General features: G+C 62.2%; 11 protein-coding genes. 7 read left to right on the top strand and 4 right to left on the bottom strand.

The window, feature by feature from the left end:
• Positions 1 to 39 precede the first annotated feature (39 nt).
• From lptF to YH62_RS04395, 7 genes are all read left to right on the top strand, one after another.
• Positions 40 to 1,215, top strand: coding sequence for an LPS export ABC transporter permease LptF (gene lptF / locus YH62_RS04365; protein WP_046792874.1), 1,176 nt, complete (start codon positions 40 to 42; stop codon positions 1,213 to 1,215).
• Positions 1,212 to 2,306: an LPS export ABC transporter permease LptG gene (lptG, locus tag YH62_RS04370; protein ID WP_046792875.1), complete on the top strand. Its 1,095-nt coding sequence runs from the start codon at positions 1,212 to 1,214 to the stop codon at positions 2,304 to 2,306. Before lptF ends, lptG begins: the two co-directional genes overlap by 4 nt.
• Complete coding sequence (locus YH62_RS04375) at positions 2,306 to 4,621, top strand: LPS-assembly protein LptD (RefSeq protein WP_046792876.1); 2,316 nt, start codon at positions 2,306 to 2,308, stop codon at positions 4,619 to 4,621. The genes lptG and YH62_RS04375 overlap by 1 nt, the downstream gene beginning before the upstream one ends.
• 126 nt (positions 4,622 to 4,747) lie before the next feature.
• Positions 4,748 to 5,689, top strand: coding sequence for a peptidylprolyl isomerase (locus YH62_RS04380; protein WP_046792877.1), 942 nt, complete (start codon positions 4,748 to 4,750; stop codon positions 5,687 to 5,689).
• A gap of 15 nt (positions 5,690 to 5,704) precedes the next feature.
• Positions 5,705 to 6,721 (top strand): 4-hydroxythreonine-4-phosphate dehydrogenase PdxA, encoded by a 1,017-nt coding sequence (gene pdxA / locus YH62_RS04385; protein WP_046792878.1) that lies wholly within the window; start codon positions 5,705 to 5,707, stop codon positions 6,719 to 6,721.
• Complete coding sequence (gene rsmA / locus YH62_RS04390) at positions 6,721 to 7,554, top strand: 16S rRNA (adenine(1518)-N(6)/adenine(1519)-N(6))-dimethyltransferase RsmA (protein WP_046792879.1); 834 nt, start codon at positions 6,721 to 6,723, stop codon at positions 7,552 to 7,554. Before pdxA ends, rsmA begins: the two co-directional genes overlap by 1 nt.
• A 51-nt stretch (positions 7,555 to 7,605) precedes the next feature.
• On the top strand, positions 7,606 to 8,250 hold the full coding sequence (locus YH62_RS04395; protein ID WP_046792880.1) for an isoprenylcysteine carboxylmethyltransferase family protein: 645 nt from the start codon (positions 7,606 to 7,608) through the stop codon (positions 8,248 to 8,250).
• A 22-nt stretch (positions 8,251 to 8,272) separates the two neighbouring features.
• On the opposite strand, the gene YH62_RS04400 is transcribed toward YH62_RS04395, so the two are convergent.
• The 4 genes from YH62_RS04400 to mltG form a co-directional block, all read right to left on the bottom strand.
• On the bottom strand, positions 8,273 to 9,115 hold the full coding sequence (locus YH62_RS04400; protein WP_046792881.1) for a DMT family transporter: 843 nt from the start codon (positions 9,113 to 9,115) through the stop codon (positions 8,273 to 8,275).
• Positions 9,116 to 9,225: 110 nt separating this feature from the next.
• The gene (gene gmk / locus YH62_RS04405; RefSeq protein ID WP_046792882.1) at positions 9,226 to 9,906 is read right to left on the bottom strand and encodes a guanylate kinase; all 681 of its coding nucleotides are present in this window, start codon (positions 9,904 to 9,906) and stop codon (positions 9,226 to 9,228) included.
• Between the two features lie 3 nt (positions 9,907 to 9,909).
• Positions 9,910 to 10,797 (bottom strand): YicC/YloC family endoribonuclease, encoded by an 888-nt coding sequence (locus YH62_RS04410; RefSeq protein ID WP_046792883.1) that lies wholly within the window; start codon positions 10,795 to 10,797, stop codon positions 9,910 to 9,912.
• 34 nt (positions 10,798 to 10,831) lie between these two features.
• Positions 10,832 to 12,016 carry an endolytic transglycosylase MltG gene (mltG, locus tag YH62_RS04415; protein WP_170986292.1) on the bottom strand — a complete coding sequence of 395 codons (1,185 nt, stop codon included), beginning with the start codon at positions 12,014 to 12,016 and terminating at the stop codon, positions 10,832 to 10,834.
• Positions 12,017 to 12,075 lie beyond the last annotated feature (59 nt).

A 12,075-nucleotide genomic window follows, 5' to 3' on the forward strand; every position in this document is an offset into this window, starting at 1 on the left:
GCCGCTACGGGCAGATTGGACGATGTCACTTTGGCCGTAATGAAGCTGCTCGAACTCTACATATTGCGTCGAATCTTCCAGATGTTCCTGGTAGCGCTGCTTCCGGTGCTCACCATCATTTGGACGATCCAGGTGCTCGGGCGTATCAACCTGGTGACCGATACCGGTCAGTCCATCGGTTCGTTCATAAAACTCGCCACCTTCATTCTGCCGACGATCATTCCCGTCGTGCTGCCGTTTGCGCTGGTGATCGGCATCACCCAGACGCTCACGGCGATGAACAATGATTCGGAGCTGCCGGTCATCGATGCGGCAGGCGCCTCGCGCGGCATCATCTATCGCCCGGTCCTTGTGCTCGCCTTCGTGCTGAGCATCTTCTCCTTCCTGGTCGCCAATTTCGTGGAGCCGCCCTCCCGGGTCGCCGCTCGCCAGATGGTGGCGGCCGCCTATGCCGACCTTTTCTCCTCCGTCATCGAGGAAAAGACCTTCCGCAGCATCGAGGACGGCCTTTATGTCGAGATATCGGAACGTCATTCCGGTCGGGTCCTGAAGGGGCTTTTCGTCGTCGATTACCGCGACCCGAACTTCGACCTCATCTATTATGCGCGTGAGGGCCTGATCGATGAAGGCGGTGCGTCGCTGACGATGCGCGACGGAGAGGTGCACCGCAAGACGCCCGACGGCCGCGTCTCCATCATCAAGTTCGCCTCCTACGCATTCGATCTGTCGGCCATGTCGCAGTCGAGCGGCGAGATGACGTTCAATGCCGGAGACCGCTCGCTCGCCTTCCTCTGGAACCCGGACCAGTCGGATCCCAACGTCCAGAGATCGCCCGGCAATTACCGCTCGGAACTGCATGCCCGCCTGACGGAGTGGACCTTCCCCTTCGTCTTCGCGCTGATCGCATTGGCGGTGGCAGGCGATTCCCGTTCCCACAGAGAGCGACGGCTTCATCCGATGGTGACCGCCCTCATCCTGGCCTTCGCACTTCGCTGGATCGGCTTCTCCGCGAAGAACGCCGTGCGCCAGGATGAAATCTACATTCCGCTGATGTATGTCATTCCGATCGTGAGCGGGCTTGGCTTTACCTATCTTCTGGCGACCCATCGCCGGATCATGCTGCCGAAGCCGGTTTCACGCGTGGTGAACAATCTGATCCGCAAGGCGCAGAGCCGCTTCGAATCTTCCGGTCCGGCAAGCGGAGGGGCGGCATGACCTTTCCGTTCAACACGCTCGGCCGCTATTTCTTCCGCCGTTACATCATCACCGCAATCTGGTTCTTCCTTGGGGTGGCGGCCATCATCTTCCTCGCGGATTTCAGCGAGACCAGCAGGCGCATGGGAAGCCTTCCGGGCTATACCGTTCCCGGCGCGCTCGGCCTGACAGCCATGCGGCTGCCGCTGATTCTCCAGCAGACGATCCCGACGCTCACTCTGTTCATCGGCATGACGGTTCTGATCGCGCTCAACCGGCGCTACGAACTCGTCGTCACGCGCGCCGCCGGAATATCCGTCTGGCAGTTCATCACGCCCTTTGTGGCCGGCGCCTTCCTGATCGGCCTGTTCTCTATATTCGTCCTCAGCCCTCTATCGGCCTGGGGCGAGCGCGAATCGCTGTCGCTGGAAGCCAATTGGCGGGAAAGCGGAGGAAAATCGCGCACATCGAACTTCCTTCCGTGGATTCGCCAGATCGACGGGGACCAGGACACGATCATCGGCGCGAAGAGCTATCTCGGCAACGGGACCGAGCTCATCGACGTCGTCCTCTTCCAGTTCGACAGGGACGGCCGCGTGACCCTGCGGCAGGACGCCAGATCCGCAAAGTTGGAAAATGGTTACTGGCAGCTTAACGACGTGCTGGAAAACAGGCCGGGCGAAATCCCGACACGTCGCGAGAGCGCACAGGTCCGCACCAACTTGAAACAGGAGTTCCTGCAGGAAACCCTCTCGCGTCCCGAAGCCGTTGCATTTTTTGATCTTTCGCGAAAAATCGAGGCCGGCCGCTCCTTCGGCATTTCAACCAAGCCGCTAGAGACGCAGTTCCATTCTCTGCTTTCTATGCCGCTTCTGCTCGTGGCCATGACTTTCATCGCGGCCACAGTATCGTTAAAATTCAGCCGGTTCGCCCAATCGCGCTCAGTGATTCTGGGTGGAATCCTTTCCGGCTTCGTGCTTTATGTCGTAACCGTGCTCGTAAGAGCATTCGGAAGCAGCGGGGCAATTCCTCCTTTCGTGGCGGTCTGGATTCCAGTCATCGTCGCGACAGCGCTGGGAGCTACGATTCTGCTTCATCAGGAGGATGGCTAGTGGCGGTAAGCGACCGCGGGAATATCAGACGGCTTACCGCTGCGCTGCTCACAGGCGTGGCTGCGTTCGCGTTCACCCTCACGACAACCGTCGAAGCTCAGGAACAGGCGCTGGCACCTCAGGTTTCCAGCGATGCCAAGCTGCTGCTGCGGGCGAACGAACTCGTCTACAATCAGGACGCCCAGCGCGTAACCGCAGCGGGCGGCGTGCAGATCCATTACGGCGGCTATCGGATGGTCGCCCAGCAGGTGGAATACAATCAGCAGACGGGCCGTGTCATGGCTCGCGGCAATATCGAACTCGTCGCGCCCGACGGGAATCGCATCTATGCCGACGAGTTGGATGTCACGGACGACTTCGGCCAAGGCTTCCTGAACGCATTGCGCGTGGAAACCACCGATAATACACGGCTTATCGCCGAAAGCGCCGAGCGCCTGGAGGGCGATCTCATGGTGCTGAACAACGGCGTCTATACCGCCTGCCTCCCCTGCGCGCAGAAGCCGGGCAAGGCTCCGCTATGGCAGGTGAAGGCGCAGCGCGTCGTGCAGAACGGCCAGACCCATACCGTACGGCTCGAAAAAGCACAGTTCGAGCTGTTCGGGATGCCGATCGGCTACCTGCCCTTTATCGAGGTTCCCGACCACACGGTCGAGCGGAAGTCCGGCTTTCTATTCCCGCGCATGAGCATGGGCGACAATCTGGGCTTCGGCCTGACCGTGCCCTATTACCATGTGTTTTCTCCGCACATGGACGCCACCATCAGCCCCACGTTCTACACCGGGCAAGGGCTGCTGATGGAAGGCGAGGTCCGCAACCGCTTCGAAACCGGCGAGCACACCTTCCGTTTCGCGGGCATCAACCAGCGTGATCCCGGTGCATTCAACGCCGGAACCGCCGATGCCAACGCCGATACGCGGCTGATGGCTGCATCCAAGGCGCATTTCCAGATCAACCCGCGCTGGACCTTCGGCTGGAACGTGATGATCCAGAACGACAACAACTTCTCGCGGACCTACGACCTGCAGGGCTATGACGACAGCACCTTCAGGAACGAGATTTACCTGACAGGGCTTGGCGAACGGAACTACTTCGACCTGCGCGGCTATTATTTCGACGTGCAGGACGCTGCTGATGACGAGCGCCTCGAAAGACAGCAGGCGATCGTCTACCCATCGCTCGATTACCACTATATCGCTCCGGAACCGGTGGCCGGCGGAGAACTCTCGTTCACCACGAACTTCACCAATCTCTCCCGGCGCGAGGATGACTTCTACAGCGAGGGTCTGTCCGATCGCTTCCGCGGGCTGGAAGGCAGCTATACGCGCCTGACGGCGGAAGCGGAATGGAAACGCACCTTCACCACGCCGCAGGGCCTGCTTCTTACCCCCCTGCTCGCCGCACGCGGCGACCTGGCACGCAGCACGTCATCCTCGGCAAGCTATCTCGGCAGCTCTTATGCCGGCGATCTCGAAGACGGCGCATCCAGCCGCTACATGGTGACCGCGGGTCTGGAAGCACGTTACCCCGTGCTGCTGACCGCCGAAGGCAGCAGCCATGTCATCGAGCCGATCGCCCAGGTCTTCGTGCGTCCCGACGAGCCGCTCGCCGGCGGCCTGCCGAATGAGGACGCCCAGAGCTTCGTGTTCGATGCGACCAACCTTTTCGACCGCGACAAGTTCTCGGGCTTCGACCGGATCGAAGGCGGCACGCGCGCCAATGTGGGTCTGCGCTACAATGGTTCGTTCGACAACGGCGTCGGCCTTCGCAGCATCGTCGGCCAGAGCTTCCATCTTGCCGGCCAGAATTCCTTCGCGACGGACGACCTTGTCAATGCCGGCGCGAATTCGGGCCTCGAGTCGGACAGCTCGGATTACGTGGCCTATGCCGCGATCGATCTGCCGCAAGGCTTCACGATCTCCGCAAGCGGCCGCTTCGACCGGCAGAATTTCGACCTGGAGCGCGCCGACACCTCGGTCTCCTACTCGACGCCGCGCTTCAGCGGGGAGCTGATCTACACCCAGATCGACGCGCAGCCCGAATACGGCTCGGCCGAAGACACCGAACTCCTGAGATCCAGGACCTCCTTCCGGATCAACGAGAACTGGTCGGTGATGGGCGCGGCTACCTGGGATCTGGTGGAAGAGAAGGTGGTGCGTCGCGGTATCGGCTTCAGCTATCTCGACGAGTGCACGATCTTCTCGATCGCCTATGAAGACAAGCCGGCCAGCACCCAGGCCAACGACTGGTCGATCAGCGCCCGCCTGAGCTTCCGCACGCTCGGGGATGTCAATATCGGCTCCAGCGACCTCAACTAATGGTCGCGGGGCTGGCGTCCCGTCATTGTTTCGCCGCAAGAATTGTGCAAGCGGACCAAGAATAGTAAGAGGTTTCGAGCCCTGTCCGGGTAAAGGCAGATCGGGGCGGGAAAAGGGAACTGTATCATGTTTGCAATGACCGCGACGCGCAAATTGGCCTTCGCACTGGCGATACTTGCCGCTTCGGTGGCAATCGAGCCGGTCTCCTCTTCGGCCCAGGCGGCAAGCGAGATCGTCGCCGTCGTCAACAAGACGCCGATCACCAGCAGCGACGTCGCCAAGCGCGCCGCCTTCCTGCGCCTGCAGCGCCAAAAGGCCGATACCAAGACGGCTCGCGAGCAGCTCATCGAGGAGACCTTGAAGCGGCAGGAGATTGCACGCGTCAGGATGTCGGTCAGCACCGAAGACGTCGAGAAGGCCTTCGCCCGCTTTGGCGCCAGCAACAAGATGACACCGCAGCAGCTCACCCAGGTTCTCGGGCAGGCCGGTGTCGGCGCCGATCACTTCAAGGCCTATATCGCCGTGCAGATGAGCTGGCCGCGCCTCGTGAACGCCCGCTACGGCGGCAGCCGCGGCCGCATGTCTTCGCAGGAACTCGTCACGCGGATGATGGAAAACAAGCAGAAGCCGGTGACGACGGAATACTTCCTGCAGCAGATCATCTTTGTCGTGCCGGAATCCAAGCGGAACGCCATCATCAACAAGCGCAAGGCGGAAGCCGAAGCGTCGCGCTCGAAATTCCCGGGCTGCGAGCAGTCCAAGCAGTTCGCCGCCACCATGCGTGACGTGTCGGTCCGCAATCTCGGCCGGGTGATGGCGCCGGAGCTTCCGGAAGACTGGAAGCCGCTGATCGAAAAGGCATCGGGCAACACGACCGGCACTCGCATCACCGAGCGTGGCGTCGAGTTCCTTGCCATCTGCAACCAGCGCCAGGTCTCCGACGACCTTGCCGCCGAAATGGTCTTCCGCGCCGAGGATATCGGCAAGCAGGAACGCGGTGAAGGCAACGCCAACGAGAAGAAGTATCTCGACGACCTGCGCAGCAAGGCGCAGATCGATATCCGCTGACCATTCGGGACCGACATGCCATCCACAGATCGTCCGCTTGCGCTGACCCAGGGCGATCCCGCCGGCATCGGCCCCGACATCACGCTCGCAGCCTGGGCATCGAGGAAACGTAGCGGTCTGCCGCCCTTCCTCTATATCGGCGATCCGGCCGTGCTTGCCGCCCGCGCCAAACTGCTCGGGCTAGACACCCCCATCCGCGAGGCCGATCCGCAATCGGCCCTTTCCGCTTTCTCCGATGCGCTTCCGGTGCTTCCCATTTCCGCCGGTGCGGACGTGACGCCGGGCGAGCCGCATGTCGCGACCGCCAAGGGCACGATCAGCGCGATCGAAACCGCCGTCGCCTTCAGCATCGAAGGCAAGGTGGGAGGCACGGTAACCAATCCGATCGCCAAGTCCGTCCTCTATCAGGCCGGCTTCGGCTTTCCTGGGCATACCGAATTCCTGGCAGATCTCGCCGAACGCGCGACGGGCAACAAGGTGCGGCCGGTCATGATGCTGGCCGGACCGAAGCTGCGCGCCATTCCCGTGACGATCCACATCCCCCTGAAGGACGTGCCGCGCGCCCTGACGGAAGACCTTATCCTTGAGACCTGCCGGATCACCCATCGCGATCTCCAGAGCCGTTTCGGCCTGGATCAGCCGCGCCTTGCGGTCGCCGGCCTCAACCCCCATGCGGGGGAAGACGGAGCGCTCGGCCGCGAGGACCGGGAGATCATTCATCCGGCGATTTCAAAACTGCGCGCAGAGGGCATCGACGCCTTCGGTCCACTTCCGGCCGATACGATGTTCCATGACGAGGCCCGCGCGCGCTACGACGTGGCGATCTGCATGTATCACGATCAGGCGCTGATCCCGGCCAAGGCGCTCGGCTTCGACACGTCCGTCAACGTGACGCTCGGCTTGCCCTTCATCCGCACCTCCCCTGATCATGGAACCGCCTTCGGCATAGCTGGCCAGGGCATTGCCCGCGAAACGAGCCTGGTCGAGGCGATCAGGCTCGCCGGCGCGCTGGCTTCGAAAGCACCCGCGTGATGGCGACGCTGGACGGACTGCCGCCGCTGCGCGACGTGATTCAGCGTCATGGGCTCGACGCCCGCAAGGCGCTCGGCCAAAACTTTCTCCTGGACCTCAACCTCACCCAGAAGATCGCCCGCAGCGCCGGTCCCCTGGAAGGCGTCACCGTCTTCGAGGTCGGCCCCGGACCGGGCGGGCTTACACGCGCCATCCTGTCGCTCGGTGCGAAGAAGGTGATCGCAATCGAGCGGGACAGCCGCTGCCTTCCCGCGCTCGCCGAGATCGCCGACCACTATCCGGGAAGGCTGGAGGTGATCGAAGGCGACGCGCTCAAGACGGACTTCGCGGCGCTTGCGCCGGAGGGACCGGTCAAGATCATCGCCAACCTACCCTATAACGTCGGCACCCAGCTTCTGGTCAACTGGCTGCTTCCAGGCCACTGGCCGCCCTTCTGGGAAAGCCTCACGCTGATGTTCCAGAAAGAGGTCGGCCTGCGCATCGTCGCATCCGAGGATGACGACCATTACGGCCGCCTCGGCGTGCTGGCTGGCTGGCGCACCGACGCGCGGATGGTGTTCGACGTTCCCCCGCAGGCCTTCACGCCGCCGCCGAAGGTGGTGTCGACGGTCGTCCATCTCGTGCCGCGGCCGACGCCCCTGCCCTGCGACGCCGCAAAGCTGGAGCGGGTCACACATGCGGCCTTCGGGCAGCGCCGCAAGATGCTGCGCCAGAGCCTGAAACCGGTCGGCGGCGAGGCGCTGCTGAAGAGGGCGGATATCGATCCACAGCGGCGGGCCGAGACGCTATCGGTCGAGGAATTCGTGCGGCTCGCCAACCTGCTCACGAATTAGCCGCAATGCGGAATGATCCATAGCGCTTGCTCAGCGTCCACGGATCGTTTCATGTCCATTTCAGCTCCCACGTCAGCTCCCGTTTCAGCTCCTCGGCCCTTCAATCAGAAGAAGCGCATCCTCCTGCTCTGGCTCCTCGCCATCGGCTTCGGAGCGCTCATCATGCTGACCCAGCCACGCATTCCGGAGGGCAGCTATTGGCACGAGATCATCGAGTCCTGCGGTCTGGCCCTGGTGCTCGCCGCCGTGCTCGGCCGGCTGTGGAGCATCCTCTATATCGGCTCGAAGAAGAACAGCGAACTGGTGACGCTCGGCCCCTATTCGATGACGCGCAATCCGCTCTACTTCTTTTCGATCACCGGTCTTGCCGGCATCGGCCTGATCTTCGGGTCGCTGGTTGCGACCCTGGGCCTGCTGCTCACCGCCTCGCTGGTCTTCCGCTACACGGCCCGGCGCGAAGCGGCTTTCCTGCATGCAAAATTCGGCAATTCCTATGAGGATTACGCGCGGCAGACGCCTCTCATCTTTCCCCGCAGGGTACTCTATGCGAGTTCGGATGAGGTCACCTTCTCGGTGAAAGCTCTCGTCACGACGTTCCGCGACTGCCTGCCGTTTCTGGCGCTCTATCCGCTGATCGAACTGGTGGAATACCTGCACGGCAGCGGCGCGCTGCACGCGCTCGTACAGCTACCCTGAAGCCAGACGTCGGCTAAGATCATCAGGTCGGCGTGGCCTGGATTCGATTTGCATTCGGCCTGCGCAGGTTGAAGAGATTGCCTGCGAGGATCAGCACCGCGCCGACCGCCGTGAGGCTGTCGATGGCCTCGGCATAGAGCAGATAGCCCAGCAGCGCCGACAACGGCACGCGCAGATAATCCATCGGCATCACCACCGATGCTTCCGCATGCGATAGCGCCTTGGCCATGCAGTAATGCGCAAACGTGCCCGAAAACGCGATCACGAATATCCACGGCCAAATCGCCGCCGACGGCCAGACCCACACTTTCAGCGCCGGGACAAGCCCGATGACCGACTGAATGATAAGCATCCAGAATATGATCTTGGTCGCGCTGTCGGAGCGTGTGAGGACTTTCGTGGTGATGAAGGATATGGCGAAGACGAAAGCGGCCCCGAGCACGATGAGGTGGCCGGGGTTGAGGGGCGCAGCCCCCGGCCGAACGATCAATACGACGCCGACGAGGCCGAAAAAGATCGAAACGCCCTTGCGCCATGTCAGCCGCTCGCCGAGAAACATGGCCGCCATGATCGCCGCCCAGATGGGCGCGGTGAATTCGATCGCGATAACCTGCGCCATGGGAATGAGCGTCAACCCCATCAACCAGGCGAACTGCCCGACATAGTGGGCGACGTTGCGGCCTATATGCGCCGGCAGAATGCCCGTTCGCATCGCCCTGAACCCGCCCTCGCGGTAAACGAGCGGCAGCAGCATGAAGAAGGCGATGACGGAGCGCATTTCCATGACCTGGAAGACGTCAACCTCGCGCGTTATGGCGCGCCCCGAGACGGCCATGAGCAGCAGAAGCGCGATGGACGCGCACATCCATGCCGCCGCTTTCCAGGTTGACGGGCTATTTTCCACGCATGCTTCCTTCAAGATTTATGTCGCGGCGCCGAGCGCCCGTCGCCATGCGCTGATCGGGCGGATGCGGATCAGAGATTCGGCTCTTCCGTCAGCAAACCTTCGATGAAGTTGAACAGGCCGTGGCGGCGGTCGCGCCGGATGCGTTCGGCCTTGAGGATCGAATAGACCGCATCGAAGGCCGAGTTGAGATCATCATTGACGATCACGTAATCGTAGTCGCGCCAGTGCCCGATTTCCGCGCGGGAATTGAGAAGTCGCGTGCGGATGACCTCCTCTGAATCCTCGGCGCGGCGATGCAGGCGGGATTGCAGCTCTGTCATGGTCGGCGGCAGCACGAAGATCGAGACGACATCCGCCTTCATTTTCTCCTGGAGCTGTTCGGCCCCCTGCCAATCGATGTCGAAGAGCATGTCCCGGCCTTCCGCCATGGCCTGTTCCACAGGCTCACGGGGCGTTCCGTAGAAGTTGCCGTGCACCTCCGCCCATTCGAGCAGTTGCTCCGAGGCTCTGAGCGCATCGAACTGGCTCACCGACTTGAAATGATAATGCGTGCCTTCGATCTCGCTCATGCGTCGCTGCCGGGTGGTCACGCTGACGGAAAGGCTGATGTCCTTGTCACGCTCCAGCAGGGTACGCGCGATCGTCGACTTGCCCGCGCCGGAGGGCGAGGAAAGCACCAGCATCAGCCCGCGCCGGGCAATCTTCACGGGCGAGGACGGCTTGCCCTGAGGCGATTGGGCCGGGCTCATATATCACTCCAAATTCTGGACCTGTTCGCGGAACTGGTCGATGACGACTTTCAATTCTATGCCGGCGGCGCTCACCGCAGCCGAACTGGACTTCGAACAGATCGTATTCGTTTCCCGGTTAAATTCCTGTGCAAGGAAATCGAGACGGCGGCCGATCGGCCCGCCCTTCTCCAGAAGTTCTCCGGCGGCCGCGACATGGGCCTTCAAACGATCGATCTCCTCGCGCACATCCGCCTTGGTGGCGAGCAATGCGGCCTCGGCATGCAGCCGGTCACGCTCGAGTGTCGGCGAATCCTGAAGCAGCGCCGCCATCTGGAGCGAAAGACGCCGGGCGATCTCCTCGGGCGAGCGCATGGGATCGGCCTCCACCACCGCCGTAAGCTCACCGATGCGGGAGATATGACCGGTCAGCACTTCCGCAAGGGATGCCCCTTCCCGCTCGCGCATCTGCTGCAGCGATACGAGCGCCTCCTCCAAACAGGTAAGTATGGCGGCATCGCGTGCGGTTGCTGCTTCCTCGTCATCTTCCGGTTCGCGGATATCCACGAGCCCCTTGATCGCGAGCAAGGTATCGAGCCGCAACGGCGATTGATCGACCAGCTCGCCAAGTTGTTCGCGCAGGGCCAGCACCGCGGCCAGGGCATCGCGGTTGAGAACGGCCTCCACCCTGGTCTCCGCCGTCGCGACGTTCAGCGAGGCCTGAACATTGCCGCGGGAAAACCGCTCCGAAATCAGACGGCGGATATCCGGTTCCAGCCGCTCCAGGCCTGACGGCAGGCGGAGGCGCAGGTCCAACCCCTTGCCGTTCACGGAGCGCAGTTCCCAGGCGAGGCGATAGCGCCCGCTCGTTCCCTCGCTGCGGGCGAAACCCGTCATGGACTGCAATGTCATCTACGTCTCCGGATAGTAATCGGCAGCGCCGTGGTCAGTTGCCGGCAGCCGGCTTCTCGGCCTCGGCGCCATCGGGCTGGCCATCCACGACCTCGGTATCTGCCGGGCTCGTGGCACGTTCCGCCTCGATCCGGCGCCAGCGCCGAACATTGGCGTTATGCTCGTCGAGCGTGGCGGCGAAGACATGGCCGCCGGTGCCGTCAGCCACGAAATAGAGGTCATTGGTCTTCCAGGGATTGGCGACCGCCTCGAGGGCCGCGCGGCCGGGGTTGGCGATGGCGGTCGGCGGCAGCCCCTTGATGAGATAGGTGTTGTAAGGCGTTTCCTTACGCAGGTCCGAGCGGTAGATCGGCCGGTCCGACGGCTTTCCGTCGCCGCCGAAGATGCCGTAGACGATGGTCGGGTCGGATTGCAGGCGCATGCCCTTCTTAAGGCGATTGATGAAGACTGAGGCGACGCGAGCGCGCTCATCGTCCTTACCGGTTTCCTTCTCGACGATCGAAGCGAGCGTTACGAACTCCTCCTTCGTCTTGATCGGAAGATCCGGATCGCGGCGCTCCCAGATTTCATCGATCAGCTTCTGCTGGGAAACACGCATCTGCTGAATGATGTCCGCCCGCTTGGTTCCGCGCGAGAATTTGTAAGTATCGGGGCGCAGGAAGCCTTCGTCCGGCAGTTCTGTCGGCAGATCACCCTCCAGAACCGTATCCTCGTTGAGGCGAAGCATCATCTGACGCACCGTGAGGCCTTCCGGCAACACTACGGAGTAGAGAATGGACTTGCCGGATTCCAGCAATTCCATGATGTCCTTCATGGAGGCCCCGGCCTTGACCTCGTATTCGCCCGCCTTCAGCGTCTGTCCGTCGCGGAGATAGGTAGCCGAGACATAGCGGAAGATGCGGGCATCGGAGACGACGCCGTTGCGCTCGAGATTGTTGGCGATCTCCGCGAGGCCGGCACCGGAGCGAACGGTGAAATGCGTGTTCGCCTCAAGCGGACCCGGCTCCTGGAAGGACGAGATCACATAATAGAATCCGGCGACGGCGGCGACACAGACCAGCACCACCATCGTCATGACGAAATTCAGGAAGATGACGAACTGGCTGCGTGCCTTGCGCGAGCGTTTCGGCGGCGCGGGCACGCGCTCGGGCTTCAGCGCCTCGCTCGGCGATTTCGGTATGATCGGGCCTCTGTCGCCACCGGAAGACGCTTCGCTCATCTGGTTCGTGTCGCTCACCCGCACCCCCACCAATTATCGGAACAGCAAGACTCAGTCAT

Source organism: Rhizobium sp. LC145 (assembly GCF_001005825.1).
Taxonomy (GTDB): Bacteria; Pseudomonadota; Alphaproteobacteria; order Rhizobiales; family Rhizobiaceae; genus Neorhizobium.

Bases quoted from the DNA above. Each gene is read 5' to 3' on its own strand.
- lptF (WP_046792874.1), top strand. From the start codon at position 40: ATGAAGCTGCTCGAACTCTACATATTGCGTCGAATCTTCCAGATGTTC.
- lptG (WP_046792875.1), top strand. From the start codon at position 1,212: ATGACCTTTCCGTTCAACACGCTCGGCCGCTATTTCTTCCGCCGTTAC.
- YH62_RS04380 (WP_046792877.1), top strand. From the start codon at position 4,748: ATGTTTGCAATGACCGCGACGCGCAAATTGGCCTTCGCACTGGCGATA.
- pdxA (WP_046792878.1), top strand. From the start codon at position 5,705: ATGCCATCCACAGATCGTCCGCTTGCGCTGACCCAGGGCGATCCCGCC.
- rsmA (WP_046792879.1), top strand. From the start codon at position 6,721: ATGGCGACGCTGGACGGACTGCCGCCGCTGCGCGACGTGATTCAGCGT.
- YH62_RS04395 (WP_046792880.1), top strand. From the start codon at position 7,606: ATGTCCATTTCAGCTCCCACGTCAGCTCCCGTTTCAGCTCCTCGGCCC.
- YH62_RS04400 (WP_046792881.1), bottom strand. From the start codon at position 9,115: ATGTGCGCGTCCATCGCGCTTCTGCTGCTCATGGCCGTCTCGGGGCGC.
- gmk (WP_046792882.1), bottom strand. From the start codon at position 9,906: ATGAGCCCGGCCCAATCGCCTCAGGGCAAGCCGTCCTCGCCCGTGAAG.
- YH62_RS04410 (WP_046792883.1), bottom strand. From the start codon at position 10,797: ATGACATTGCAGTCCATGACGGGTTTCGCCCGCAGCGAGGGAACGAGC.
- mltG (WP_170986292.1), bottom strand. From the start codon at position 12,016: ATGAGCGAAGCGTCTTCCGGTGGCGACAGAGGCCCGATCATACCGAAA.